Annotated in this window: 26 protein-coding genes; 19 read left to right on the forward strand and 7 right to left on the reverse strand. The window is 37.5% G+C overall.

Annotated features, from left to right (window positions below):
* Positions 1 to 62: 62 nt before the first annotated feature.
* From PVK63_RS02515 to rplT, 5 genes are all read left to right on the forward strand, one after another.
* The gene (locus PVK63_RS02515) at positions 63 to 809 is read left to right on the forward strand and encodes a sporulation protein (RefSeq protein WP_130086853.1); all 747 of its coding nucleotides are present in this window, start codon (positions 63 to 65) and stop codon (positions 807 to 809) included.
* A 222-nt stretch (positions 810 to 1,031) separates the two neighbouring features.
* Positions 1,032 to 2,960, forward strand: coding sequence for a threonine--tRNA ligase (gene thrS, locus PVK63_RS02520; RefSeq protein ID WP_130045361.1), 1,929 nt, complete (start codon positions 1,032 to 1,034; stop codon positions 2,958 to 2,960).
* A 3-nt stretch (positions 2,961 to 2,963) separates the two neighbouring features.
* Entirely contained in the window at positions 2,964 to 3,515 is a 552-nt protein-coding gene (gene infC, locus PVK63_RS02525; RefSeq protein ID WP_130047836.1) for a translation initiation factor IF-3, read from the forward strand.
* A 107-nt stretch (positions 3,516 to 3,622) separates the two neighbouring features.
* Positions 3,623 to 3,817 (forward strand): 50S ribosomal protein L35, encoded by a 195-nt coding sequence (gene rpmI, locus PVK63_RS02530; RefSeq protein ID WP_005419080.1) that lies wholly within the window; start codon positions 3,623 to 3,625, stop codon positions 3,815 to 3,817.
* A 39-nt stretch (positions 3,818 to 3,856) separates the two neighbouring features.
* Positions 3,857 to 4,210, forward strand: a complete 354-nt coding sequence (rplT, locus tag PVK63_RS02535) for a 50S ribosomal protein L20 (RefSeq protein WP_045102152.1) — start codon at positions 3,857 to 3,859, stop codon at positions 4,208 to 4,210.
* A gap of 72 nt (positions 4,211 to 4,282) precedes the next feature.
* On the opposite strand, the gene PVK63_RS02540 is transcribed toward rplT, so the two are convergent.
* Genes PVK63_RS02540 through PVK63_RS02565 form a run of 6 tightly spaced genes read right to left on the reverse strand, consistent with a single transcriptional unit; the run spans position 4,283 to position 8,815 of the window.
* Positions 4,283 to 5,062, reverse strand: coding sequence for a heme ABC transporter ATP-binding protein (locus PVK63_RS02540; protein WP_130086854.1), 780 nt, complete (start codon positions 5,060 to 5,062; stop codon positions 4,283 to 4,285).
* Positions 5,062 to 6,099, reverse strand: a complete 1,038-nt coding sequence (locus PVK63_RS02545; RefSeq protein WP_130086855.1) for a FecCD family ABC transporter permease — start codon at positions 6,097 to 6,099, stop codon at positions 5,062 to 5,064. Before PVK63_RS02545 ends, PVK63_RS02540 begins: the two co-directional genes overlap by 1 nt.
* Before the next feature lie 9 nt (positions 6,100 to 6,108).
* Positions 6,109 to 6,957, reverse strand: coding sequence for a heme/hemin ABC transporter substrate-binding protein (locus PVK63_RS02550; RefSeq protein WP_130086856.1), 849 nt, complete (start codon positions 6,955 to 6,957; stop codon positions 6,109 to 6,111).
* Positions 6,954 to 7,373: an ExbD/TolR family protein gene (locus tag PVK63_RS02555; protein WP_130086857.1), complete on the reverse strand. Its 420-nt coding sequence runs from the start codon at positions 7,371 to 7,373 to the stop codon at positions 6,954 to 6,956. Before PVK63_RS02555 ends, PVK63_RS02550 begins: the two co-directional genes overlap by 4 nt.
* Positions 7,370 to 8,053 carry a MotA/TolQ/ExbB proton channel family protein gene (locus PVK63_RS02560; protein WP_130086858.1) on the reverse strand — a complete coding sequence of 228 codons (684 nt, stop codon included), beginning with the start codon at positions 8,051 to 8,053 and terminating at the stop codon, positions 7,370 to 7,372. The genes PVK63_RS02555 and PVK63_RS02560 overlap by 4 nt, the downstream gene beginning before the upstream one ends.
* Positions 8,054 to 8,074: 21 nt before the next feature.
* Positions 8,075 to 8,815 carry an energy transducer TonB gene (locus PVK63_RS02565; RefSeq protein WP_165371180.1) on the reverse strand — a complete coding sequence of 247 codons (741 nt, stop codon included), beginning with the start codon at positions 8,813 to 8,815 and terminating at the stop codon, positions 8,075 to 8,077.
* Between the two features lie 156 nt (positions 8,816 to 8,971).
* Here PVK63_RS02565 and hutW point away from each other — a divergent pair, with 156 nt between their 5' ends.
* From hutW to PVK63_RS02635, 14 genes are all read left to right on the forward strand, one after another.
* The gene (hutW, locus tag PVK63_RS02570; RefSeq protein WP_130086860.1) at positions 8,972 to 10,348 is read left to right on the forward strand and encodes a heme anaerobic degradation radical SAM methyltransferase ChuW/HutW; all 1,377 of its coding nucleotides are present in this window, start codon (positions 8,972 to 8,974) and stop codon (positions 10,346 to 10,348) included.
* Positions 10,338 to 10,868 carry a heme utilization cystosolic carrier protein HutX gene (gene hutX, locus PVK63_RS02575; protein WP_207215667.1) on the forward strand — a complete coding sequence of 177 codons (531 nt, stop codon included), beginning with the start codon at positions 10,338 to 10,340 and terminating at the stop codon, positions 10,866 to 10,868. Before hutW ends, hutX begins: the two co-directional genes overlap by 11 nt.
* A gap of 52 nt (positions 10,869 to 10,920) precedes the next feature.
* Positions 10,921 to 11,448: a heme utilization protein HutZ gene (hutZ, locus tag PVK63_RS02580; RefSeq protein ID WP_011261844.1), complete on the forward strand. Its 528-nt coding sequence runs from the start codon at positions 10,921 to 10,923 to the stop codon at positions 11,446 to 11,448.
* 275 nt (positions 11,449 to 11,723) lie between these two features.
* A complete protein-coding gene (tssI, locus tag PVK63_RS02585; RefSeq protein WP_274439825.1) occupies positions 11,724 to 13,781 on the forward strand; it encodes a type VI secretion system tip protein TssI/VgrG in 2,058 nt (685 codons plus the stop codon).
* Entirely contained in the window at positions 13,781 to 14,635 is an 855-nt protein-coding gene (locus PVK63_RS02590; RefSeq protein ID WP_130086863.1) for a DUF4123 domain-containing protein, read from the forward strand. The genes tssI and PVK63_RS02590 overlap by 1 nt, the downstream gene beginning before the upstream one ends.
* The gene (locus PVK63_RS02595; RefSeq protein ID WP_130086864.1) at positions 14,632 to 17,931 is read left to right on the forward strand and encodes a T6SS effector BTH_I2691 family protein; all 3,300 of its coding nucleotides are present in this window, start codon (positions 14,632 to 14,634) and stop codon (positions 17,929 to 17,931) included. The genes PVK63_RS02590 and PVK63_RS02595 overlap by 4 nt, the downstream gene beginning before the upstream one ends.
* Positions 17,924 to 18,649: a hypothetical protein gene (locus PVK63_RS02600; protein ID WP_130086865.1), complete on the forward strand. Its 726-nt coding sequence runs from the start codon at positions 17,924 to 17,926 to the stop codon at positions 18,647 to 18,649. Before PVK63_RS02595 ends, PVK63_RS02600 begins: the two co-directional genes overlap by 8 nt.
* Positions 18,636 to 19,367 carry a hypothetical protein gene (locus PVK63_RS02605; protein WP_130086866.1) on the forward strand — a complete coding sequence of 244 codons (732 nt, stop codon included), beginning with the start codon at positions 18,636 to 18,638 and terminating at the stop codon, positions 19,365 to 19,367. The genes PVK63_RS02600 and PVK63_RS02605 overlap by 14 nt, the downstream gene beginning before the upstream one ends.
* A 28-nt stretch (positions 19,368 to 19,395) precedes the next feature.
* The gene (locus tag PVK63_RS02610) at positions 19,396 to 20,121 is read left to right on the forward strand and encodes a hypothetical protein (RefSeq protein ID WP_274439826.1); all 726 of its coding nucleotides are present in this window, start codon (positions 19,396 to 19,398) and stop codon (positions 20,119 to 20,121) included.
* The gene (locus tag PVK63_RS02615; protein ID WP_130088439.1) at positions 20,108 to 20,839 is read left to right on the forward strand and encodes a hypothetical protein; all 732 of its coding nucleotides are present in this window, start codon (positions 20,108 to 20,110) and stop codon (positions 20,837 to 20,839) included. The genes PVK63_RS02610 and PVK63_RS02615 overlap by 14 nt, the downstream gene beginning before the upstream one ends.
* Before the next feature lie 28 nt (positions 20,840 to 20,867).
* A complete protein-coding gene (locus tag PVK63_RS02620) occupies positions 20,868 to 21,599 on the forward strand; it encodes a hypothetical protein (RefSeq protein ID WP_130088438.1) in 732 nt (243 codons plus the stop codon).
* 28 nt (positions 21,600 to 21,627) lie between these two features.
* Positions 21,628 to 22,356 (forward strand): hypothetical protein, encoded by a 729-nt coding sequence (locus PVK63_RS02625; protein WP_274439827.1) that lies wholly within the window; start codon positions 21,628 to 21,630, stop codon positions 22,354 to 22,356.
* A complete protein-coding gene (locus PVK63_RS02630; protein ID WP_130088283.1) occupies positions 22,343 to 23,074 on the forward strand; it encodes a hypothetical protein in 732 nt (243 codons plus the stop codon). The genes PVK63_RS02625 and PVK63_RS02630 overlap by 14 nt, the downstream gene beginning before the upstream one ends.
* A gap of 28 nt (positions 23,075 to 23,102) precedes the next feature.
* Complete coding sequence (locus PVK63_RS02635; protein ID WP_130088304.1) at positions 23,103 to 23,804, forward strand: hypothetical protein; 702 nt, start codon at positions 23,103 to 23,105, stop codon at positions 23,802 to 23,804.
* 83 nt (positions 23,805 to 23,887) lie between these two features.
* On the opposite strand, the gene PVK63_RS02640 is transcribed toward PVK63_RS02635, so the two are convergent.
* Complete coding sequence (locus tag PVK63_RS02640) at positions 23,888 to 26,080, reverse strand: TonB-dependent hemoglobin/transferrin/lactoferrin family receptor (RefSeq protein WP_130088284.1); 2,193 nt, start codon at positions 26,078 to 26,080, stop codon at positions 23,888 to 23,890.
* Positions 26,081 to 26,105: the final 25 nt, after the last annotated feature.

Below are 26,105 nucleotides of genomic sequence, written 5' to 3' on the forward strand. Positions count from 1 at the left end.
CTATATAAGCCATATATATAGATGAAGTAAAATAAGAATAAACATAGAAAAAGGACGAAAGGATGTTTAAAAAGCTAAAGGCGTCATTAGGTATAGGTGCTGCAAAAGTAGATACCATTTTAGAAAACCCAGAATTATTTCAAGGTGATACACTAATTGGTACGGTTCACATCCAAGGTGGGGATATTGAACAGCAGATTGATGCTATTCATCTAAAACTTAATACGGAAGTGAAAATTGAAAGTGATAACGGAACCAGTTATCAAACTCTAACCTTATTCCATACTCAGGCGGTGAATCCATTTACTATTCAAGCCAATGAGAAAAAGGAAATGCAATTTACGATTAAATTGCCAGATGAGACACCAATTACAGCATTAAATGTTCGTGATAACCATTGTGATGTTTGGGTTGAAACTGTTCTAGATATTGATTTTGCGATTGACCCAACCGACCGTGATTTACTGATTGTTAAACCAATGACCGTTGCAGCAACGATCATTCATCAAATAGAGCAAGCAGGCTTTAGTATGGTGAAAGCAGATGTAGAGCAGGGCTACCTTAATGGTGGTCACTTTAAATCGCACTCAGGTGGTTACCAAGAGATTGAATTTAGAAGTAATGGATTCATGAATAAAAAAGAGATAGAGCTGTCGTTTATTCTCGATGGGCAAGTACTTCATTGTTTAGCTGAAGTCGATAGGTCGATGGGTTTTAATCGTGGCGACCAATATGTCTCTTTTTCACTAAATACAAATGCTTCAAGCGCAGAGATACATAACGCAGTACAGAAAATTTTACGCGTTTAGATAAGGAACATTACTTATCACTTTAAAAAGAATCGACATCATTTTTGTGATCTCGATTCTTTTTTGCATTAGCTGATTAAGAGTCGTACAATGACCGACTTGTAAGTGTTCCCGACCTTTGTGTGGTTGATTGATCCTTACATCTTAGACAATCTATTATTTAGACTTATTAATTTTTAGCATGTGTTGCTTCGTGTGCAACACCACTGTAAAGGATAAAACATGCCTGTAATTACTCTTCCAGACGGTTCTCAACGTCAATTCGATAATGCTGTTTCTACTATGGATGTTGCTGCTGACATCGGTCCAGGTCTTGCGAAAGCTTGTATCGCTGGTCGTGTTGATGGCGTTCGTGTTGATGCGTGTGATTTAATTGAAAATGACGCACAGCTTGAAATCATCACAGCAAAAGATGAAGACGGTTTAGAAATCATTCGTCACTCTTGTGCGCACCTTTTAGGTCACGCAGTTAAGCAGCTTTTCCCTGAAGCTAAAATGGCGATTGGTCCAACTATTGATAACGGTTTCTACTACGATATCGATATGGAGCATTCTTTAACGCAAGAAGATCTTGATAAGATTGAAAAGCGTATGAAAGACCTTGCTAAAACCAAGTACCAAGTAATCAAGAAGAACGTAAGCTGGCAAGAAGCGCGCGATGCATTCGATGCTCGTGGCGAAACGTACAAAATTGAAATCCTTGACGAAAACGTATCTAAAGACGATCGTCCAGGTTTATACCATCATGAAGAATACATCGACATGTGTCGTGGTCCTCACGTACCAAACATGAGTTTCTGCCAGAACTTTAAGATTCTGAGTGTAGCTGGTGCATACTGGCGTGGTAATAGCGACAACAAAATGCTTCAACGTATCTATGGCACTGCATTCCAAGATAAGAAACTGCTTAAAGCACACCTTATCCGCCTAGAAGAAGCAGCAAAGCGTGACCACCGTAAGATTGGTAAACATCTTGATCTGTTCCATATGCAACAAGAAGCACCAGGTATGGTTTTCTGGCACCACAACGGTTGGACTATCTTCCGTGAGCTAGAAGTATTCGTACGTGAAAAACTAACAGAATACGATTACCAAGAAGTTAAAGGCCCATTAATGATGGACCGTGTACTTTGGGAGCGTTCTGGTCACTGGGATAAATACGCTGAGGCGATGTTCACAACAAGCTCTGAGAACCGTGAATACGCTATCAAGCCTATGAACTGTCCTGGTCACGTTCAAATCTTTAACCAAGGTCTGAAATCATACCGTGATCTGCCATTACGTATGGCTGAGTTCGGTTCATGTCACCGTAATGAGCCATCAGGTGCTTTACACGGCATCATGCGTGTTCGTGGCTTTACTCAAGATGATGCACATATCTTCTGTACAGAAGCACAAGTGCAAGATGAAGTGAAATCATGTATTGAGATGGTTTATGATACATATACAACGTTCGGTTTTGAAAACATCGTAGTTAAGTTATCTACACGTCCTGAACAACGTGTGGGTTCTGATGAAATGTGGGACAAAGCAGAAGCCGATTTAATCCTTGCTCTAGAGTCGATGGAAATCGCTTATGAGATTCAAGAGGGTGAAGGTGCATTCTACGGACCGAAAATTGAATTTACTTTGCATGATTGTCTGGACCGTGCGTGGCAATGTGGTACAGTACAACTTGATTTTGCATTACCAGAGCGTTTAGGGGCAACTTACGTAGGTGAAGATAACGAACGTCACACACCAGTGATGATTCACCGCGCGATTTTAGGTTCTCTTGAGCGATTCATTGGTATCTTAATTGAAGATTACGCAGGCTTTTTCCCAACATGGTTGGCTCCAGAACAAGCAATTGTAATGGGCATTACAGACAAACAAGCTGATTATGTACAAGAAATTGCAAAAAAACTGCAAAAAAATGGATTTAGAGCCAAAGCGGACTTGAGAAATGAGAAGATTGGCTTTAAAATCAGAGAACATACTTTGAAACGTGTTCCGTACATGCTTGTTTGTGGTGACCAAGAAATGGAAGCTGGCGAAATTGCAGTACGTACTCGTAAAGGTAAAGATTTGGGTAAATTTAAAATTGATGATTTTGTTGCATTCCTGCAGCAAGAAGTTAGTGCCCGAACGCTCAATACTGTGGAGGAATAAGGTATTAAAGGCGGAAAAAGAGCCCAACAGCCGGCTAAACAAAATGCTCATCGTCTAAACGGTGAAATTACTGGCGTTAAAGAAGTGCGCCTTACAGGTCTAGATGGCGAATCAGTTGGTGTCGTTTCACTAAATGAAGCGTTAGACGTTGCACTTGAAGCAGGTGTCGATCTAGTTGAAATCAGCCCGAATGCCGAGCCACCAGTTTGTCGTGTGATGGACTATGGCAAATTCCTCTTCGAAAAGGCTAAGGCTGCTAAAGAACAGAAGAAAAAACAAAAACAGGTTCAGACTAAAGAAATTAAATTTAGACCTGGAACTGATATTGGAGACTATCAGGTAAAACTACGCAACCTGACTGGTTTCCTTGAAGACGGCAACAAAGTGAAGGTAACAATTCGCTTCCGTGGCCGCGAAATGGCTCACCAAAACATCGGTGTTGACGTTCTTAATCGTTTGAAAGCGGATACTGAAGAGTTTGCTCTAGTTGAATCTTTCCCATCGAGAATTGAAGGTCGCCAGATGATTATGGTGTTGGCCCCTAAGAAGAAGTAATTTAGTGCATTCAAGTAGTAAAGTGGGGTAGCTGCTCGCAGTTATCCTGTTTTATTCGCCTAATTACTATATGTTTAATCACGCAACAATGCGGAGTTATATTCATCATGCCTAAGATGAAATCAAACAAAGGTGCTTCTAAGCGTTTTAAGAAAACTGCTGGTGGTATCAAATTTAAGCACGCTACGAAACGTCACATCCTGACTAAACGTACTACTAAAAACAAGCGTCAGCTTCGTCCAAACTCTCTACTTCCAAAATGTGAAGTAGCAGCAGTTGCACGTATGCTTCCATACGCATAATTTTTAGTATTTATTTAATTTTAGTTTAGGAGAGACACAATGCCTCGCGTAAAACGTGGTGTACAAGCTCGTGCACGTCATAAGAAAGTTCTAAAACAAGCTAAAGGTTACTACGGAGCACGTTCACGTGTTTACCGTGTAGCTTTCCAGGCAGTTACTAAAGCAGGTCAATATGCTTACCGTGACCGTCGTAACAAAAAGCGTGTTTTCCGTCAACTTTGGATCGCTCGTATCAATGCTGCAGCTCGTCAAAACGAGATGTCTTACAGCCGTTTCATTAACGGTCTTAAGAAAGCATCTATTGAAATCGATCGTAAGATCCTAGCTGACATCGCTGTATTCGACAAAGTAGCATTCGCTGCTCTTGTTGCTAAGGCGAAAGCTGCTCTTTAATTAGAACAGTTTCAAAGGCTTTAAGACTAAATAAGGAGAGCACTAGCTCTCCTTTTTTTATGCTACAAAAACTTATGCAGCAAACACCACAGGGAAATTCAACGTGGGGTGAGCTTGCACTAAGGTTTTGTGTCCATAAACCGCTTCTATCATTTCTGCTGTTATTGCCTCCCATGGCGCGCCATCTGCTTGTAGCTTCCCATCTTGAAGAACAATGACTCTATCTGAATATTGTGCAGCTAAATTCAAATCATGCAGTACCACAATAACCGCAGCGCCTTCATTTGCTAAGTCCTTCGCTAATCTTAACGTATTGTGTTGGTGTGAAAGATCTAACGCTGATGTTGGTTCATCTAGCATCACGATCTTCTGTTGATGTTGGCTCACTTGGGTTAGCACTCGCGCTAAATGAACACGTTGCTTTTCACCACCAGATAAAGAGGGATAGGATCTTTCAGCTAAGTGTTCAATTCCTGTTTTTTGCATCATGCTCGATGTGATTTCTCGTAATGCTTGATTGGATAGCGCTAATGGCAATCCTCCAAGTTCAACCACTTCATTTACATTAAAAGCAAAGGATAGGGTGCTGTGCTGTGGGAGAACCCCAAGTCGTTTTGCTAGTTCGTTACCATCCCATTGATCTTTTGCTTTTCCGAAATAACGAATGTCATTAAAAGAGGTGATTTCATCACATAACAATTTCAGTAATGTACTTTTTCCCGCACCATTTGGCCCAAGTAGTGTTGTGACTTCACCACAACGAAGATCTAAGTTAATGTCATCTAAAATTATTTTAGAACCAATGCGATAAGAAATGTTATTGGCTGAGATAGCTAATGAAGAAAGGCTCATTAAATTTTACCTCGTTGGGTAAAGAGTAAATATAAAAAGAAAGGCGCACCAATAATGGCCGTCACGATACCAACAGGCAGTTCAGCAGGGCTAACGGCAACTCGGGCAAACATATCTGCTGCAGTTAATAAAAGACCACCAAGTAATGCTGAAAGTGGTAATAAGGTTTTATGGTTTGGTCCAGATAGCATACGGCCAAGGTGAGGGATGATTAATCCAATAAACCCAATCATTCCAGATAAGCTAACGGTAATACCAACGCCGACAGCACTTAAAATGATCATACGTTTCTTTAATGATTGAACATTAATGCCTAAATGTTTTGCTTCTGCTTCACCAAGAAGTAAGGCGTTAAGTCCTGACGCATTTTTCATAAATAAAATAAGCAAGGTGATAAGGCCAATACCTGCAAGTAGCAAGTCATTCCACTTTGCTCCGGCTAATGATCCCATAGACCATAACGAGAGATCTCGAAGCATTTGATCATCAGCAATGAAATTCAAATAACCAATTCCAGCACCAGATAACGCGCTAATGGCAACACCAGCGAGTAGCATAACGGTAATTGAAGTACCAAATTTACTGGTTCCTAATCGATAGACAATGAGCGTGGTTATTGCGCCACCAAGAAAAGCAAAAATAGGTACAGCGGCAAAATTCATAAAAATAGGAAACTGCTGAGCAACGGATGAAAATAATACGATTGCCATTGCTGCACCAAGTGCGGCCCCCGCAGATACACCAATGATCCCTGGTTCAGCAAGAGGATTGCGAAATAATCCCTGCATGACAACCCCAGAAATAGCCAATATGGCACCAACAAGCATACAAAGGATAGTTCTTGGTAGGCGAACTTGATGAATGATCAAATTGATGTGTGTCGGAATTTCAGCGGTTGACCAAGGCATAAGGCTATGAAAACTATCACTTAGCGTAATGTTCATTGGCCCTGTCGCAATGGAGCTTACTGCGATAATGAGCAGAGAAAAACCACTTAACCACAGTAATTTTGAATAAGAGAGGTATTTTAACAACATAATAATCACTTAAGGATAAAGAAGGGTATTCAAACGAGCGGCTTCATCAAGTGTCGCCAAGCCAAGGCCACCGACGAGTGCTGAGCCATCAATACCAATAATTTGTTTATTAATACCAGCAGGCGTGGAGGCTAAGGTTGGAATCGATTCGATAATATTATCAATGCCCTTTAACGTCTTGATACTGCGGTTGCTGACTAAAACAACATCAGGTTGCATTGAGATCATTGCCTCCATTGAAATAGGTTTAAACGATGATATCGATGAGCTTGCAGGGTTATTTGCTCCTGCTAAATGAATCAATTCATCCATTGTCGTATCACTGCCTGCCACATAAGGTGCTCTGCCTTCATGCAATAAAAGGTAAATGACTTTTTTCTGTTTCGCTTTACTTGGAATATTACTGTTTAGTAACGCGACCTTTTTATTTACTTGATCCTTGATGGCTTCTGCTTGCGATTGATGTTGAGTAATAGAGGCGATTTCGTCAATACGATTTAATAAGCCTTGAACCGTTGGTGTCGTGTTTACGATATTCACCTTTACATTCGATTGAGAAAGTAAATCTAATGTAGTTTGTGGTCCCATTTCATCGGAGCCAATAATTTGTGTTGGCTGCAAAGCCAGTAAGCCTTCTGTTGATAATTGACGGTGATAACCAATTTTAGGTAAGGATTGTGTCTGCGGCATTTTGCTCGTTACATCAACGGCAATAAGAGAGTCTTCTGCACCTAGCGCGTAAATTAGCTCCGTAACGGCACTTCCAGCACTAATAATACGCTCTTGTGCTGTACTAATGGTTGAGAATGAAAGCAATGCAATAGCAAGAAAAGAAGAGGTAAGTTTTGAGTTAATCATGATTTATTTTCGTCCATTAAAATTTGAGTCGCTTTAATATTATTGTCTTGTAAAAAGGCCAATAATTTCACCATATGCTGAATTTCAGCCGTCTTATCAGAGGCGATAACCACTTGAAACTCAGGCTTACTTTTTACTTTTTTTAGTAATGCGCTAGTAAAGGAAGGCCAAGTGGAATAAGAATGGCCATCCAACCCCCAATATGGCGGTTGTTCTAATATATTGATGGTAAAAGACTTACTGTCTACGTCACTTACCGATTCGGTATCCGCTGTCGGTAAGCTCACTTCTAAAGATTGAAGTTTCACGGTAGCGGTGAGTAATAAGAAGACCATTACGATGAAAATAATATCGAGTAAAGGAGTCAGATCAGGCTGAATGGATTCTTCAGCAGCAGAGGAAGGTGACTTAATCATGCATTCACCTTGATGATTTTATGTTGGATGTTCTCACTCATTGAATCATTTGAGCTAAATACGCCTTCAATCCACAAATTAGTGTAATTTAATGAATGCTCTAAACGTGACAAGATACGATCAGCCCATAAGCCTAGAAGTTGTGAGCTTGCGATAGCAGGTAAGGCAATGATCAAACCAATTGCCGTTGTACGCATTGCTAACCCTAAACCATCAGCCAGAATATTTGGTGTAATAGAGCCCGTTGTGGCGGCTACATCTTTAAACATATCAATTAAGCCAAGAACCGTACCTAATAAGCCTAGTAATGGGCTGATCATACCAATAAGAGCTAAAAGACGTAATCCAGAACGTAATTGATGACGTTTTTCTTGAAGCCATAATCCTGCCACATCCTCTCGTAATCCTTTTTCAAAATCACGATGAGCGAGTAGCATGGCATTGCCTTTTGCTGAAAGGGCACGACGTTTTTTCAACTCTTGAATAAAGGAGTGAATGCCTTGTGTATCGTCTTTCTTTAATTGAGTTAGTGTTGACTGTATTTTTTTATGAGAGCAGCCAGAAAAAAGTAAAAGCTGAATTGTTCGTTCAAGTAACAAGGCAAGAGTGAGTAATGAACAGGCTATTAAGGGTAAAGCCATAATGCCAAGTTGTGAATATAAGTGTGAAAAGTTAAGCATAGTTAAATCCGGTATAACTGATTAATTAAGTGAAAATCGGACAGGGATCTGCACACGATGTGCAATCGCTTGACCATTGATCATTTGAGGTGAAAATTGCCAATTACGAATTGCATTAAGAGCAGCTTCATCGAGAACTTGCGCGCCTGATGAGGTGATTAACTCTTGTTTAATTTGTTTTCCATTTTCATTTAACCAAATCTCATATAACGCAGTACCTTCAATGCCTTTACGTTGCGCTATGCGAGGATAACGTGGTGCATTAGGGCGTGTTAAGAAACTCGGTTTTTGGACTAATTGTGGCTTTTCTGTTGCCCCTGATTTAGAAGCGACAGGTTTCGCTGTTGATTCTTTTTCAACAGGTTTGTCTGTTTTCTTAGCCGTTTTAGTTGTTGGCTTAGTTTCTGATTTTTCTTTAAGAATCTTTTTTTCTGGTTCAATTGGCTTTGAAATCGTTGGGTTTTTTACCACTTTATTTTTAGGTTTAGACTTTGGTTTAGATTTTACGGGTTTCTTTTCTGCCACTTGTTTTTGAACTGTATTTTCAACGGTGGCTTGCTCTTTCGGTTTTATTACCTCATTTTTTTTCGTTTGCACTGATTGAGGGGTAGGAACGCTTGGTGCGACAAACTGGATATTGACGTGTGAGGAAGTACTACCTGTAGGCATAGCAAAGGCTTTTTTTTCAGGAACAGACCAGATAAGCGCGGTATGAATAGCTAATGAAATACCAGCTGCCGCTAGATAACGAAAGTTCAGCACGAATGTCTCCATTTAATTCAGTACTTTTTAAGATGACAACATTATAAACAAAACAAGAATGAGATCAATTATCAATTGCATTCTCATTTGAAAATACTTTATGATATAAAAAGAAGCAAAACTCTTTGAAGTAACGAGTTAAAAAGAATTGAAATCATGAGAACAGAAATTGACTTAAATCAGCTACCTATTTCACTTGTCGGTGAAAGTACACCAGAGCCATTGCTGTATGCCTTTCAAAGAAAAGCATCCGCTCATGCTGGGGGAGGCGCAATGCCTATCTCGGCAGATTTGTTTAATGAGCGTTTTTCTTCCGTTTCATCAGAAACCACACAGATCAGTAAACATCGTTGCCTCTATGTACATATTCCTTTTTGTCGTGTGCGATGCACTTACTGCAATTTCTTTCAACACGCTTCAAGTAAGCAATTAGTACAAGAATATTTTGATGCCTTATTAGTTGAGTTGAAATGGAAAGCACAGCTCGCTTGGACTCAAGCTGCGCCATTTCATGCGGTATATATTGGTGGCGGAACGCCTACGGATCTTACTGCAGATCAAATTGAACAATTGGGTAAAGCTATTCGCTCTCAGTTTCCATTAACCCCTGATTGTGAAATGACGCTAGAAGGGCGAATTAACCGTTTTGACGAAGAGATGTTTGATAAGTCATTAGAAGGTGGCTTTAATCGTTTTTCATTTGGTGTACAGAGCTTTAATACGAAAGTAAGACGCTCAGCTAAAAGACTGGATGATAAAGAGTATGTATTACGTCGTATTCAAGAATTGAGTGATTCAGAGCAAGCACCCATTGTGGTTGATTTACTTTATGGCCTTCCTTATCAAACCTCCGAGATCTGGCAGCAAGATCTCAATGATTTTTTAGAGACAAACGCACATGGTGTTGATCTTTATCAGCTGATCGAAATGGGCGGAACTCCTATGAAAGGCATGATTGATAAAGGTAAATTGCCACAACCCGCATCAACCGAAGAAAAAGCGTATATGTATAAATATGGTGTGGATTTTATGAACAAACATCATCTTAATCGCTTGAGCGTTAACCACTGGGCACGCAGTAATCGTGAAAGAAGCATCTACAACAGTTTAGCTAAAACCACTGCAGAGGTATTGCCAGTGGGGTGTGGTGCTGGTGGTAATCTTGGCGGTGTAGGCATTATGCAACATCGCACGTTAGACGCCTATATTCAGTCAATTAACGCTCAACAAATGCCGATTGCAATGATGACACAATCCGCCTCTTCAGCAGGATTATTCTCAATGATTAAAGCTGGGTTTGATCGTGGTGTTCTATCAAGAAAAGCATTAATGCAGCAGACGTCAGAGGATGTCTATCAATACTTAATGCCATTATTTAAACAGTGGCAAAACAATGGATTAGTTAAGGTTAATGCCGATTATTTAAGTTTAACGCTAGCGGGTGAATTTTGGGCAGTGACTTTAGCACAAAGTGTGATATCTGCTTTATCAATGACGAACAAACAGCCTGTTTTTAATGAACATGCTGCATAAATTTAATCAACATAATAAGAGTATTCCAGTGAATAAACACGTTATCGAATTATTAGAAAATGACCCATCATTATTACCAAGTGATATTGCTAAGCAACTGTCTATTAGTGAAGTCGAAGTGGTTAAATCATTACCTAAAGAGATGGTGACTATGGTTTCTGGCCTGAAAACCCAAGAGATTTTAGAAGGGCTAGCAGGTTTTGGTGAGGTAACTACCATCGTGCATTCATTTGGTTCTATCTTTGAAGTGAAAGCGCCGTTTCCAAAAGGGAAAGTTGCACATGGTTACTATAATCTGATGGGGCGAGAGGGGCAGTTACACGGTCACTTAAAATTAGATTTAATTCAAGATATCGCACTGATTAGCAAGCCGTTCAGAGGGACAGAAAGCCATTACTTTGGCTTCTTTAATCATGAAGGGCATTCTGTATTTAAGATCTATTTAGGTCGAGATAAAAAGCGTCAACTTATTCCAGAACAAGTTGCAGCGTTTACTGTCTTAAAACAAGAATATAAATAAAAAATAGTCAGCTCAGCATACAACTCAGCACCAAATTTAAAAGGAAAGAAAAATGAATTCAAATGTTAAGCAGGAAAGATTACAAAATCGTCTTGGTCCTGAAATTCAAGAGTTTCGTGACTCACGTAAAACCCTTCAATTAGCAACAGTAGATTGCGAAGGGAAGCCAAACGTAAGCTACGCTCCTTTTGTGTTATTAGAAGATGGTTACTATGTGCTGATCTCAGAGATAGCACGTCATGCAAGAAATCTGTTACAAAACCCTGATGTGTCGTTAATGCTTGTCGAAGATGAAGATTCATCGAAACAACTGTTTGCTCGTAAAAGACTGACGTTTGATGCGACGGCGATTCTAATTGATAGAGAAGAAGCCAATTGGCAACTTGCGGTTGATGAAATGAAACAACGCTTTGGCGATATTATCGACGGCTTGAGTTCGTTAGAAGATTTTAAAATGTTTCGTTTAAAGCCAATTCAAGGATTGTTCGTGAAAGGATTTGGTCAAGCGTTTCAAGTGAGTGGTGATGATCTTGTCGATTTTGTCCATCTAGATGAAGGGCACAAGAAAAGAACTGCTTAATTCCAGCTACATAACATCAATAGAATTTAAGACTAAAGCTCAATATTTTGGGCTTTTTTTATGTCTATTGATTTTGAACGTTGGTTGATTTTTTTAAATGGTATTAGTGACTAATAATTTTGGCATGAATTTTAGTTTGATTGATTTTCAAGCGTGGAAGTGTCGTTGATCGCATATTTATTCATCAAATTAGAAACTAAATATTAACTTGATATCATTCAGTATGAATTTTACTAAGTAACTGATTAATGTATTAATTAAAGGCTGAGTTGACCATGCAGGATGCTAATCAAGCTAAGTTTGATTTGGATGTAACGACAATAGAACTACCTCTTCAAGTTTATGAATTTACAGGTGAAGAAAAATTAGGAGAGAGCTATCAGTTTGATATTACCTTTATTTGTGAAGATCCTGCTCTTATTTTAGAAGAGTGGTTACAGCTGCCTGCACGACTAAGTATCTATGGAGATAATGCAAATAGTGATACTAATACTCGGTTTGTTCATGGTGTTATTCAATCTATGGAGCAGATTAGTACATCATTTAGATTTAGCACGTATCGGCTATCATTAGTTCCTGTTTTTTCTTTGCTATCACTTCGTCATAATTATCAGATTTTTCAACACAAACCAATACATGACATCATTTCAGAAGTTTATTCTAACGCTGGTATTTTAAATCATCATTATGAGATTGAGCTTTATCACGAGCATAAAAATCGAGATTATTGTGTGCAATATGGTGAAACCGATGCGCAATTTGTGCAACGCCTAATGTCAGAAGAAGGATTAATTTCTTATTTTGAACATACAGAATCGCAATCGAAATTAATTATTTCCGATGGCAAAGAAACCCACACAAATCTTCATGAACTTGAATTTATGCCTGAAAATGGCATGGCACAAGAGAGCGATGTGATTTATTCACTGGCTAAAGAACAGAACATTCAAACCGGTAAATATTCAATAAAAGATTATGCTTTTTATCAACCAAAGCAAATAATCAAAGCAGAAAAAAGTTCTGAGCAGAAAGAAAACACCGCCAGTGAAGAGGCGTTAGAGCATTACGATTATAAAGCTTTAGAACAAGCCAACCTTTATCTTGAAAGTAAACGTACTAATCAAACGATATTACGTGGAGCGAGCGACAGTCCGCAATTAACACCAGGGTATTTTCAACCCATATCAAACCATCCGATAGAAGAGTGGAATACCAGTTGGTTAATTACTTCGGTTAATTACGAAGGTAGACAACCGCAAGTGTTAGAAGAGCTTGCAGAGGGGACCTCTCATTATGAATCTCGTTTTCAGTGTATTCCTTGGTCGGTTCCTTATCGGTTAGCAAAAATAGATAAACCCCGTATTCATAATATTGATACCGCAATGGTAACAGGTCCAGAGAATGAAGAGATCTATTGCGATGAACATGGACGAGTCAAAGTTCAATTTCATTGGGACAGAAATGGCCAAGCTGATGAGAAAACAAGTTGTTGGCTCCGTACTTCACAAGGATGGGCTGGTAATCAATACGGCCAGTTTGTATTGCCAAGAATAGGACACGAAGTGATTGTTAGTTTCATTCAGGGGGATCCCGATAAACCCATCATCACAGGTTCACTGTATAACGGGGATAATAAACCATCATATACACTGCCAGAGCATAAAACACGCAGTACATTTAAAACATCAAGCTCCATTGGTGCAGATAATTTTAATGAACTGCGCTTTGAGGATAAAAAAGCGTCAGAGCAGATCTATATTCATGCAGCGAAAGACATGGATAGCCAAATTCAAAACAACCGTACTAGCGAGATATTTAATAATGATCACTCTGTTGTGCATCATGATCAATTAAATCAAATCACCAAAGATAATCATCTGACCGTGCAATCAGATAATTTAAGCTCAATTAAAGGTGACGCACACCAGCAAGTATCAGGCTCTGTTCAACAAAAAATCCAAGGCAGTCGGCTTGAACAAATAGGCACCGAGTTACACATTAAGGTGGGTAATAAAGCCGTCCTCGATGCCGGTAGTGAACTGACCATCACCACTGGCAGTAGCACAATGAAGTTAGATTCTGGTGGCATTCATCTACTTGGAGCGGCTATTGATTTAAATAAAGGCGGCAGTGCAGGAAGCGGCAGTGGGTATGCGGGTATTACTGCAACCCAACCCGTCATGAAGCAGAGTGAAGCTGCAGGCAGTGTGGCTGAAACCGTAACGGTCTCTGAATACACAAGAAGTAAAATTCACGCTACTCGTCAGATCGAGGCATTAAAAACATTGGATCCAGTCTGCGAGGAATGCGAGCAAGAGCAGAGGCAAGAGTAATGGAAACAGAGTGCTTTGATTCTCTTAATATTGATGACTTCACCTCTTTCTATTTGATGCTAGACACAAGTCAGGGAGACGATGTATTAAAACAATTGTATCAATTAGATACGGTGATTGAGCAAGAACCTCTTTATTTGTATGAGTCTTGGGATGATATGATATCGGTCTCTCCCTATTTAATCAAAGCAACGCCTGTTATTGCACAATGGTTTGAAAGCCAACGTGGTCAGCTAGACGGTTTCTTATTCAGTTCACCATTAGAACTAGAAAGCCTTGCAGAGCATTTAAGAAGTGTGATTAAGGTTCAGTCTCCTTACGGTTCATCCATCATATTGAAATCCGCACATTCAGGATGTGCCAATGTTCTATTCTCAACAAGAGCAGATTGGTATTGGCAACATATTGAAGAAGTATGGCTTCCATATAAAAAGGGATGGCTCCATTACCTATCGCCTAGCATTGAGGTGAAAAGCGTCAAACCTTATCGTTTAACGGATGAACAATGGCAAGCGTTAGGAGAGTTAGTAACTGAAAATGCCTATGCCTATGTACTTAATCATGTGGAATATTTCTTCCCACATTGTTTAGAGGGCGTGACAGATAAACAAAAATGGATTCAGTATTGGTTCGATGCCGCTTACAGCAGAGGGTTTCAAAATGAGACAGAAGTCTGTCTATTTATGAATGTGATGGGATATTTAGGAAAAGAAGCGATCACAACCGATAAATACCCGAAAATCACCGAATTGATCTATCAAACATCGCAGCAAACCCCAGAACAAAGAATCAAACAAGCGGCGGATTTGGCCTATCAATATCGTCACTCTATGCAAAAGGATGTACAAGAATGAGCGAAGCAAACAATGCAGCCATGTGTGGCAGTAAAAAAGATGCGAAAAACCCAGCAGGGGCTTGTCCTGTAAAGTTTGGTGTTATTGACATCATTCCGGTTCGTTATGCGATTGATGATATGGATGAAGAAAAAGAGCAAAAACACCCATTACTTGATACCCATAAAGGTCACGGCTTTTTTGATGTTGCTCATTCAAAATATACATTAAGACAATTAAGAGACGGTTGGCTTTACGTTTATAGCAATAAAGATAAAACCTTTCATGAATATCAGGTGAAAGGCACTCAATTCATTAAAATGGATTGGGGCTCAAATGAAGCAGATAAAGCACCAGAAGAGAGAGGGCAAGCAGGAGAGGCTAAAAGCTGTTTGTCTTACTCGAAGAATGACACATTAACCATATCATTTTCTCACCAACGTTGGACATGGCGCTTATGTGAACACATGCGCTCAAATACTCAGTGCCGAAACGAATGGATGCGAACTGTCGATTTAAAAACCTATTCAAACACATTAGAAATAGAACACGGTGGTGGCATGCGTGATTTTGTTCATGCTGTTGCTGATATTGGAACTCCAAAGCCCTCTGATGTCTTGTTTGAAAAAACATGTTCCCCATTAAAAGACGATGATCCCTCTGATGATGAGTTTCATCTCGCTACCCATAAGAAACCCGTATTAGAAACCGATTATCAATGCGATTTACTAGAGAAGAACAGCGCTTTGTATATTGCACTGGATGATCAGTTGGCTGATATAACGGATTTGTTTTTGAAATTGTCGAGTGAAATGGCAGAGAAAGCGGCAATTATGGGAGATGAAGATAAACAATATAAACTTCAAATGGCGGAATTGACTCGAACCTTAGGGCGAGTAAGGCTTGATGAAAATGAATTACCTAAAGAGATAAGAGAAGATCCAATTAGCATATTTCAGTTTGAAAAAGAATTAACTGATTATTTGTATATTCAAGATTTAGCTTACGAAGAACAAGCATTGCCTGCAGCTGAAAGTGTTCATTATGAGCCTGTATATACACCGCAGGCGAAAGTGAAGTTACAAGAATTGAAAAATAACTATTCTTATGAGCCAGACTCTAAATTACTGAAGAAATTTAAAGAAACAACTGCATATACGAGTGATGTTAACTGGGAAGAGTTAGATGATTTTGTGACATCGCATTACTCACAGCTAAAAGATACCAGTAAACGAATAAATAAATATTTATCTGATTTTATGGCAGCAGTTACACAGTTAGGCATTGACCCATTAATTTTGGGCTTAGATAACCAATATGAAAACCATCAGGCTTATTTACTTAATATAGTTAGTCAGTTTTTGATCGTTGTTAAGCAAGTTCCTGAGCTAGAAGAGCAAATGAAAGAGTTAGATGAATTACTTTCATTTGATTCACCTAATAATTTATTGGCTTTAGCACCAGTTGGATTCTCTTTCGATAATTGGGAAGCGCTTAATGATCATATAAATGAAGGCGGTAAACCTCTTATCGATCCTTTTAGTGCTGGTGATATGGATGCGTTTTGGTCTCGTTTTTCTGAGTGGGATTCATTTACAGGTGATGCAAGAATTCAAGAAAAAGCATGGTTTCAATCTTTAGTTCTTCCTATTCAAAAAAGTTTTGCAGCATTAGAAAGTGCAGTTAAAAATCAAGTCGGTACAAGTTGGCGGGCAACGATGGATCTTCTATTTCCAAGTCAATGGAAGAAAGGTGCATCATCAATTAATGTTGTAAGTAATTTACGTTTGATTTTCTTAGAAAGCATGATGACGGATAGCGCTATTGTTGAAGTAAACAAAAGCTATAAAACTCAACGTGCAGCGTTTTTAAACAAAATAAATGTCCTTATTGAGGAGTTAAAAAAAGCAACTAAACCAGTTCCCGGTCAAACAGCATCTAAAAACCATCAGATCAAATCCATTCAAGCTATTCAACAAAGGATTCAGCAAGTTCTAAGTAGTGAAATGTCAACGGTATTAGCATTAAAGAACTCAGCAGTTAATGCGCAAGCAAAGCAGTTAGTAAATAATTATGTTGATACAGTATGGACTCAAACAAAAGAGATAACAGATCAGAAGTGGAAGGGTTTAGGAAAGTGGGGAGGCGTTCTTGCCGCGTTAAATATTTGGGAGTTAGCTGTTGTAACGAAAGATGTTAACTACAAAGCAGAACAAGCCGGTAATACCTTTTATGAGCAATTTAAACCTGTGTGGAGAGAAGTAACTCATGCGTCAGCTTATGTGGTGGCTAATATCTCTGCGTTGTTTAGAGATAAGGCATGGGGGGAAATAAAAGGGGATGACAGGTTACTTAAACGGTCACTAAACCAAGTGTTTTCGAAACGCTCAAGTCAATCCAATATTACTTTAAATGAAAGGGAGTTTATTAAAACTTTTGCTAAACATGCTTTGATTACTGCAACTTTTGGGCTGATAGCAACAGGTTTAGAAGCTTGGGAAAGCTTTGATAAAGCAATGGATAGAAATAAAAGAGTGGATGAGCGTTTTGGATATTGGTTAAAGTTTGGTGCTTTGTCTGGACAGTTTACTATTTTTGCTATGCAGTCATTGATTACATTATCTAGCCGTTTTCTTTCTGTTAAACCGATTACTTTAGGAGCTATTGCCGCTCCATGGATGATTTCATCGCTCATGGTGACAGGTATATTATATTTAATATCTATAATGATAATAAACATATTTACACGAACCGATCTACAAAATTGGCTTTATGAATCATGCTGGGGAAAAGGAGATCTACAGTTGGGGAACATAGAGGCAATAAGTAGATTAGAATCTATATTATATAAACCACAATTAAGTTTAAAAAAAATTATAGGAAGAAAACCAACTCATTCACAAGACCCTGGAAGTATGCAATGGCAATTAATTGTGGACCTTCCGTCGTTTACTGAAAACAAATATATTGAATTAAAGACTAAACGTATTCTTTATACTCCAACGTTTCGATATGGCTTTAAGGCACCAGAGAAATTAGAACCAATTGTTGTTAACGAACAAACTGGTCAATGGATTCAAGAAAATAATAACTCACCGCGCTATGTTATTACGATGGGTGGCACGGTAAAAGATAGTGTGGAAGTCAAGTTGAAGATGCCATTTCAATGGTTAAATTCTAATATCAAAAGTGATATATATTATTTAGCTCGAGGAAATAATGAGGGAGCTATTTTAGTTAAAAGACTAAATGAAACAAACGCTTGTGATGGTACTGAGAATAAGCTGTTAGTTCCTGGAGATAAAGATCATGCATGATAAAGAAAATGAATTAAAACTTAAGAATGATCTTTATAACGCTAAGGTTATTTATCAGTGGGAAGCTATTGGACGTAATTTTGGCCATACACTTAGATGGATTGTATCTATAGGAGTCCCTTTTTTTGGTTATAGTTTACTTATGCTATTAATACAGGATATGGCTGCGGTTCCAGTTTTATTTTTCATCGGTTTAATAATGACTTTTGTTATTCGTTATTTATTTCTTGCTGATGAGCATATTTGTTTTTATTTAACGAAAAAAGGGATTCACTTTACAACAGAGCAGATAATTCCTGAAATGGCGTATAAAGTGATGAGAGGCTTTGCTTGGTTTGGTGTGGCGGTAAGTTTTTTTGCTGTAACTATAATAGGGCCAATGGCTTTTGTTGGGGCAGGAGCTTGTGCATTATTGTCATTTAAAATGACAGGGTTTGAGTCAAAAATCAGCAAGTCATACATACTTTTTTCTGATGAATATACCTTATTTGATATTAGAAAAGAGGATACTTTTGCAATTATAAGCCATCCATATGATTTATATGCTTCATACGAATGGTTATTTTATTTTCCTAAAGACCGAGAAGAGATAAAGAAGCATCTATTAAGTGTATTTCGTAAAAGTAGATACGTTGAAATAAACCACCCTAAGGAAATAGATAACTACGGCCCATTTGAACCCTCTGAAAACTTGAGCATAAATAATGCTAACTCATAAAGATATAGACAATACAGACAAAATAGAAACCATGAGAATGGATTTATATAACGAAGAAGTGCTTTATGAGTATGAAACCATAGAGCATCAATATTTGGGATATTTTGCTGGTGTTGGTTTTTTTAGTGTTATGAGTTGGATGTTATATGACTTTAGTCAAGATATGCTAGATACAGGTGGTGTGGTGGCATTTAGTTTACTTACCATTTTCATGACATTGTTTTTTATCTTTTTTGGTTCTGCAGACATAAAGCGGATTTACAAATTCACTAAAAACGGAATAGTAACTGAGAAGGCAGATGTGGTACCAGAGTACGCTTATCAATGCATACGAATAATAGGTCGAGTGGGTGTCGTTGTATGTTTGATTGCCGTTGTTTTTGTTGGCCCTATGGCGTTCGTTGGAGCAGGGGCCAGTGCGTTACTCTCATTTAAAGTGGTTAACTTTAGGCTGAAACCTATGATGTTTGAAAGTTTGTATTTTGATGAATCAGTAATAATAAAATCATCAAAGATAAATTATATAACGGTCGTTCCCAATGCTAAATTTCTATTGTCGTTAAATGGTCTTTTTTGTAATAAAGAAAATGTAGATGATATTTTTAATACCTTAAGGGAATTCTACCCAAATGGTTATTTTTATGAGGTAGAGGAAGAAGATGATATTTATGAGCATGAAAAATTTAAAGAGTTCTTACATCCAATGGATCAGGATTGATGTGAAGTCGTAAAGGATGTGCTAAATAATGCATGATAAAGACAATGAATTAGAACTTGAGCGTGAACTTCATGAGTTACCTATAATTTATCAGTGGAAAATTATAAGGTGTGATTTTGGTAATACACTTCGGTGGGTTATCTCTATAGGAGTTCCTTTTTTTGGTTATAGTTTTTTATTATTACTAATACAAGATATGGATGCGGTTCCAGTATTATTTTTTATTGGTTTAATAATGACTTTTGTTATTCGTTATTTATTCTTATCAGATAATCAGTATTGTTATTTTTTAACGCAAAAAGGTATTCTATTTACAATAGAACAAGTAATCCCTGAAATTGCGTATAAAGTGATGAGAGGTTTTGCTTGGTTTGGTGTGGCGGTAAGTTTTTTTTCTGTAACTATAATAGGGCCAATGGCTTTTATTGGAGCTGGTGCTTGTGCATTGCTGTCATTTAAAATGACTGGTTTTAAATCAGTACCTCGTAGTTCTTTTGTATATTTCGTAGATGAATATACTGTATTTGATATTCAAAATGAAAATACTTTTTCAATAATAAGTCATCCACATGATATATATGATTCATGCTATCGCTTGTATTATTTTCTTGAAGATAGAGATGAAATAAAAAAACAATTACTTCAGGTGATTAAAAAAAGTCACTATAAAATCATTAACCATCCAGATGATATTTATGACTATGCTCCATTTGAACCCTCCGAAAACTTGAACATAAATAATGCTAACTCATAAAGATATAGACAATAACGATAAAATAGAAACCATGAGAATGGATTTATACAACGAAGAAGTACTCTATGAGTATGAAACCATAGAGCATCAATATTTGGGGTATTTTGTGGCACTGTTATGTTCATTATTTATTTTTTGGATGTCGTATGATTCTAGTCATGATGGACTTGATGCTGGAGAGATTATTATTTACGTAGGAGGTGGGCTTTTACTTAATTTGGTTTTTATTTTTTTTGCATCAGCCGATATAAAGCGGATTTACAAGTTCACTAAAAACGGAATATTAACCGAGCAGGCAGATGTGGTACCTGAGTACGCTTATCAATGCATACGAATGATAGGTCGAGTGGGTGTTGTTGTATGTTTGATTGCCGTTGTTTTTGTTGGCCCTATGGCGTTCGTTGGGGCAGGGGCCAGTGCATTACTCTCATTCAAACTGGTTAACTTTAGGTTGAAACCTATGTTGTTTGAAACTTTGTATTTTGATGAGTCAGTGATAATTAAATCATCAAAAATAAACTATATAACGATAGTTCCAAATGCTCAATTATTACTGTCATTGGATGGTATTTTTTGCAATAAAGATAACGTAGACGATATTTTTAATACTTTAAGAGAGTTCTACCCAAATGGCCATTTTTATGAGGTAGAGGAAGAAGATGATATTTATTCCCATTATAAATATAAAGAGTTCTTACATCCTATGGATCAAGATTAATGTGAAATAGTAAGGATGCGGTTAAACAATGCTAACTCATAAAGATATAGATAATACAGATAAAATAGAAGCCATGAGAATGGCCTTATATAATGAAGAAGTACTCTATGAGTATGAAACCATAGAGCATCAATATTTGGGGTATTTTGTGGCACTGTTATGTTCATTATTTATTTTTTGGATGTCGTATGATTCTAGTCATGATGGACTTGATGTTGGAGAGATTATTATTTACGTAGGAGGTGGGCTTTTACTTAATTTGGTTTTTATTTTTTTTGCATCAGCCGATATAAAGCGGATTTACAAGTTCACTAAAAACGGAATATTAACCGAGCAGGCAGATGTGGTACCTGAGTATGCTTATCAATGTATACGAATGATAGGTCGAGTGGGTGTCGTAGTATGTTTAGTTGCAGTTGTTTTTGTTGGCCCTATGGCGTTTGTTGGGGCTGGAGCGAGTGCGTTACTCTCATTCAAACTGGTTAACTTTAGATTGAAACCTATGTTGTTTGAAAGTTTGTATTTTGATGAGTCAGTGATATTTAAAACAAGCAAAGAAAATTATATAGATATTACAGCAAATACTAATGATACCTGCTCTTCGATGGGTTTTTTTTGTAATAAAGATAACGTAGAAGAAATTTTTAATACAATAAAAATATTTTATCCAAATGGATATTTTTTTGAAGTTATGAGTGTTGAAGATATTTGTGAGCACGAAAAATTTAATGAATTCTTACATCCATCAGTTCAGGATTGATGTGAAGTCGTAAAGGATGTGCTAAATAATGCATGATAAAGACAATGAATTAGAACTTGAACTTGAGCTTCATGAGTTATCTATAATCTATCAGTGGGAAGCAATTAGATGTGACAGGTTGGGGAATAAGCTGCGTTGGTTTGTATCTTTAGGTATTCCTTTTTTTGGTTATAGTTTTTTATTATTACTAATACAAGATATGGATGCGGTTCCAGTATTGTTTTTTATTGGTTTAATAATGACTTTTGTTATTCGTTATTTATTCTTATCAGATAATCAGTATTGTTATTTTTTAACGCAAAAAGGTATTCATTTTACAATAGAACAAGTAATTCCTGAAATTGCGTATAAAGTGATGAGAGGTTTTGCTTGGTTTGGTGTGGCGATAAGTTTTTTTGCTGTAACTATAATAGGGCCAATGGCTTTTATTGGAGCTGGTGCTTGTGCATTGCTGTCATTTAAAATGACTGGTTTTAAATCAGTACCTCGTAGTTCTTTTGTATATTTCGTAGATGAATATACTGTATTTGATATTCAAAATGAAAATACTTTTTCAATAATAAGTCATCCACATGATATATATGATTCATGCTATCGCTTGTATTATTTTCTTGAAGATAGAGATGAAATAAAAAAACAATTACTTCAGGTGATTAAAAAAAGTCACTATAAAATCATTAACCATCCAGATGATATTTATGACTATGCTCCATTTGAACCCTCCGAAAACTTGAACATAAATAATGCTAACTCATAAAGATATAGACAATAACGATAAAATAGAAACCATGAGAATGGCCTTATATAACGAAGAAGTGCTTTATGAATATGAAACCATAGAGTACCAATATTTGGGGTATTTTGTGGCATTGTTATGTTCGTTATTTATTGTTTGGATGTCATATGATTCTAGTCATGATGGGCTTGATGTTGGGGAGATTATTATTTACGTAGGAGGTGGTCTTTTACTTAATTTGGTTTTTATTTTTTTTGCATCAGCTGACATAAAGCGGATTTACAAATTCACTAAAAACGGAATAGTAACTGAGAAGGCAGATGTGGTACCAGAGTACGCTTATCAATGCATACGAATGATAGGTCGAGTGGGTGTCGTTGTATGTTTGATTGCCGTTGTTTTTGTTGGCCCTATGGCGTTCATTGGAGCTGGGGCCAGTGCGTTACTCTCATTTAAACTGGTTAACTTTAAGCTGAAACCTATGTTGTTTGAAAGTTTGTATTTTGATGAATCAGTAATAATAAAATCATCAAAGATAAATTATATAACGGTCGTTCCCAATGCTAACTTTCTATTGTCGTTAAATGGTCTTTTTTGTAATAAAGAAAATGTAGGTGATATTTTTAATACTTTAAAAGAATTCTATCCAAATGGTCATTTTTATGAGGTAGAGGAAGAAGATGATATTTATGAGCATGAAAAATTTAAAGAGTTCTTACATCCAATGGATCAGGATTGATGTGAATTTATAAGGGATACTCTAAATGGTGTATGATAAAGAAAATGAATTAAAACTTAAGAATGATCTTTATAACGCTAAGGTTATTTATCAATGGGAAGCTATAAGGTGTGACAGACTTGGAAATAAACTTCGTTGGTTTTTATCTATAGGGATTCCTTTTTTTGGTTATAGTTTTTTATTATTACTAATACAAGATATGGATGCGGTTCCAGTATTGTTTTTTATTGGTTTAATAATGACTTTTGTTATTCGTTATTTATTTTTGGCAGACAATCAGTATCATTATTTCTTAACGAAAAAAGGAATTCACTTTACAACAGAGCAGATAATCCCTGAAATGGCGTATAAAGTGATGAGAGGTTTTGCTTGGTTTGGTGTGGCGGTAAGTTTTTTTGCTGTAACTATAATAGGACCAATGGCTTTTATTGGAGCTGGCGCTTGTGCATTGCTGTCATTTAAAATGACTGGTTTTAAATCAATTCCTCGCAGTTCTTTTGTATATTTCGTAGATGAATATACTGTATTTGATATTCAAAAAGAAAATACTTTTTCAATAATAAGTCATCCGCATGATATATATGATTCATGCTATCGATTGTATTATTTTCGTGAAGATAGAGATGAAATAAAAAAACAATTACTTCAGGTGATTAAAAAAAGCCACTATAAAATAATCAAGCATCCTGATGATATTTATACCAACGGTCCATTTGAACCCTCGAAATAGTAAAATCATAATACAACAAACATAAAAAAAGCGGCGATGATGCCGCTTTGAACTAGCCAATTAACGTTGAGTTTTATTCATTTTTAGAATTTGTAATCTAACTCAATACCCCAGTTACGACCTGCTTGAGCTTTACGATCAATGCCATCATCGCCGGCTTCAGTACCAATCATGTCATTATATAACCAGTACTGTTTATCAAGCGCATTGAATAAGCCACCACGAAGGGTTAAATCCTTCATTGGCTTATAGTAAGCCGTTAAATCAACCAAGGTGTAACCAGCAACATTGATGTTTTCATGACCAACGTTTGACCATTTGTCTTTTGCTGCCACCATATTGATGTTTAATAAAGCACCGTAAGTATAACCAATGGAGTCATAACCTAAGCCTAGGTTTGAAGTTAGCGGGGCAACACTGTCTATTGATGCTCCTGTCTTTTTATCTCGGCCTTCAGCATAAGCAATACTTAGCTTCGAGTAGGTTCCTTGAGGTGCATTAAACGCTTCATCCAATAAGTAAGTAGAACTAAATTCAACCCCATAAATTTCTACAGAATCGATATTCTCTTTTGTGTAATGTTCTTTTCCATCGTTCGGGCCACCAACAACTTTACCTAAGTATTGTTGATTGATGAAATCAGAATAATCATTGTAGAAAGCGATTAATTCAACTTGTGCGGCATTCGATTGTGCTCGAATACCTGTTTCATATGAAATACTGCTTTCAGCTTTTAGGTCAGGGTTTGCATCAATTACTGCGCCACTGTCATAGAAGTAGTACATATCTTGTAGAGTAGGGGCTTTAAAACCTTGGCTTACTTGAGCAAGTACGCTAACGTTATTATTTATATGATAAACCGAGCCTAATTTAGCCGTAAAAGCGTCATTTTTGCTGTCAGGGTATTCTGTTTTAAAACCGTCATTGGTTTCTGGTTTTGCTTCAAATGAGTCATAACGTAAACCAGCAGTTAGCACCAATTGTTCATCAAGTAAGAAAGCTTGGTCCTGCGCAAAAATACCATACTGCGTCATGGTTGCATCAGGCATATCGGTATGGCCCGGTCCAACGGTTCCTTTATCGTATTTATAATCGGTATTTTCAGTTGCGAACTTGTTTTGTCTAAAGCTTAGGCCATAAGTGATTTGGTGGAAACCTTCCCCAAACTCGGCGATCTTATCAAATTGTGCATCAAACTGGATTGAGTCATCAGTAGCGAGACGTTCACGCATTCTGCGTCCTGAGGCCATTGGTGAGCCACCGTACGAAGTGTCATAGTTTTTAGATAGTGACTCAGTTTGCTGTAGATTAAGTTTAGATTCTAACGTATCAAATAGAATATTATTGGCTTGCCATTCATGTTCCAATCCTACGCGAAGACGTGTGGTAGTGTCTTCGTTGTAGTTATCCTTATAACTAAAACCAGGCATGATGGTGTAACCCTCATAGGAAAGCTCATCTTCATCATATTGTGATGTGTAATACTCCACAGTTGTGCCGATACGATGCGAGTCATTTAATTGGTAAAAGGCTTTTGCTAATAGGTTACCAATTTGTGCATCTGCTGGGTTTGCTGCACCACGATCTGGGCCTTCAATATCTGCACCGTTAGAATGGGTTTGTGATTCACTGCCTTTTTTATACGTCAGCATGACTAGAGTTTCTAGCTCAGCAGCACGCATTGCCCATGTCCCTGTAGTTTTCGTGCTTGAATCTACGCTGTTATAGCCTGTTTTTACTTCAAAAGCGTTTTCGTCTCCCTCGGTTCTTAAAATATCTTCAGGATTTTTAGTCTCCATTAGAACGGTACCGCCAAGAGAGTCTGAACCATATAGAGTAGAAGATGGGCCTTTGTTTACTTCAATTGCTTTTAAGGTGTCAATTTCAATAGCACTTGGGTATTTACGTTGTTCATTGGATCCTGGATTGTATGGGGTAGGTTGTTGAACCCCATCAACTAACATTTTAATACGGCTGTCACTCATACCACGAATAGTGAACCCTGATAAACCAAAACGACCGCCACCATTTGCAGTTACCCCTGGTGTATATTTTAAAGCATCTTGAACATTGGTTGCCATTGTCTTATCAATGTCTTCAGCAGTGACTTTTGATATAGAACTTGATACATCTTTGATGCTTTGTTCTGTTCGAGTTGCCGATACAACAACCTCATCAAACATTGTTGAATTCCCATCAGAAGAGCTTTCAGCGTGAAGAGTGGGAGAGATAGCAACTAAAATAGACGCAGCTAAAAGTGTTTTTTTATTAGACATGTTAATTCCTTGAAAGTGTCTGGTC

It is taken from the genome of Aliivibrio sp. S2TY2 (assembly GCF_028765525.1).
GTDB classification, from domain to species: Bacteria; Pseudomonadota; Gammaproteobacteria; order Enterobacterales; family Vibrionaceae; genus Aliivibrio; species Aliivibrio finisterrensis_A.

What these genes read in the sequence shown, in the direction of transcription:
- tssI (WP_274439825.1), top strand. Translation starts at nt 11,724, where the DNA reads ATGCAGGATGCTAATCAAGCTAAGTTTGATTTGGATGTAACGACAATA.
- hutW (WP_130086860.1), top strand. Translation starts at nt 8,972, where the DNA reads ATGAGAACAGAAATTGACTTAAATCAGCTACCTATTTCACTTGTCGGT.
- PVK63_RS02540 (WP_130086854.1), bottom strand. Translation starts at nt 5,062, where the DNA reads ATGAGCCTTTCTTCATTAGCTATCTCAGCCAATAACATTTCTTATCGC.
- PVK63_RS02595 (WP_130086864.1), top strand. Translation starts at nt 14,632, where the DNA reads ATGAGCGAAGCAAACAATGCAGCCATGTGTGGCAGTAAAAAAGATGCG.
- rplT (WP_045102152.1), top strand. Translation starts at nt 3,857, where the DNA reads ATGCCTCGCGTAAAACGTGGTGTACAAGCTCGTGCACGTCATAAGAAA.
- rpmI (WP_005419080.1), top strand. Translation starts at nt 3,623, where the DNA reads ATGCCTAAGATGAAATCAAACAAAGGTGCTTCTAAGCGTTTTAAGAAA.
- PVK63_RS02625 (WP_274439827.1), top strand. Translation starts at nt 21,628, where the DNA reads ATGCATGATAAAGACAATGAATTAGAACTTGAACTTGAGCTTCATGAG.
- PVK63_RS02550 (WP_130086856.1), bottom strand. Translation starts at nt 6,957, where the DNA reads ATGATTAACTCAAAACTTACCTCTTCTTTTCTTGCTATTGCATTGCTT.
- PVK63_RS02560 (WP_130086858.1), bottom strand. Translation starts at nt 8,053, where the DNA reads ATGCTTAACTTTTCACACTTATATTCACAACTTGGCATTATGGCTTTA.
- PVK63_RS02620 (WP_130088438.1), top strand. Translation starts at nt 20,868, where the DNA reads ATGCTAACTCATAAAGATATAGATAATACAGATAAAATAGAAGCCATG.
- PVK63_RS02600 (WP_130086865.1), top strand. Translation starts at nt 17,924, where the DNA reads ATGCATGATAAAGAAAATGAATTAAAACTTAAGAATGATCTTTATAAC.
- PVK63_RS02605 (WP_130086866.1), top strand. Translation starts at nt 18,636, where the DNA reads ATGCTAACTCATAAAGATATAGACAATACAGACAAAATAGAAACCATG.
- PVK63_RS02640 (WP_130088284.1), bottom strand. Translation starts at nt 26,080, where the DNA reads ATGTCTAATAAAAAAACACTTTTAGCTGCGTCTATTTTAGTTGCTATC.
- PVK63_RS02590 (WP_130086863.1), top strand. Translation starts at nt 13,781, where the DNA reads ATGGAAACAGAGTGCTTTGATTCTCTTAATATTGATGACTTCACCTCT.
- PVK63_RS02515 (WP_130086853.1), top strand. Translation starts at nt 63, where the DNA reads ATGTTTAAAAAGCTAAAGGCGTCATTAGGTATAGGTGCTGCAAAAGTA.
- PVK63_RS02555 (WP_130086857.1), bottom strand. Translation starts at nt 7,373, where the DNA reads ATGATTAAGTCACCTTCCTCTGCTGCTGAAGAATCCATTCAGCCTGAT.
- thrS (WP_130045361.1), top strand. Translation starts at nt 1,032, where the DNA reads ATGCCTGTAATTACTCTTCCAGACGGTTCTCAACGTCAATTCGATAAT.
- PVK63_RS02610 (WP_274439826.1), top strand. Translation starts at nt 19,396, where the DNA reads ATGCATGATAAAGACAATGAATTAGAACTTGAGCGTGAACTTCATGAG.
- hutX (WP_207215667.1), top strand. Translation starts at nt 10,338, where the DNA reads ATGCTGCATAAATTTAATCAACATAATAAGAGTATTCCAGTGAATAAA.
- PVK63_RS02545 (WP_130086855.1), bottom strand. Translation starts at nt 6,099, where the DNA reads ATGTTGTTAAAATACCTCTCTTATTCAAAATTACTGTGGTTAAGTGGT.
- hutZ (WP_011261844.1), top strand. Translation starts at nt 10,921, where the DNA reads ATGAATTCAAATGTTAAGCAGGAAAGATTACAAAATCGTCTTGGTCCT.
- PVK63_RS02615 (WP_130088439.1), top strand. Translation starts at nt 20,108, where the DNA reads ATGCTAACTCATAAAGATATAGACAATAACGATAAAATAGAAACCATG.
- PVK63_RS02630 (WP_130088283.1), top strand. Translation starts at nt 22,343, where the DNA reads ATGCTAACTCATAAAGATATAGACAATAACGATAAAATAGAAACCATG.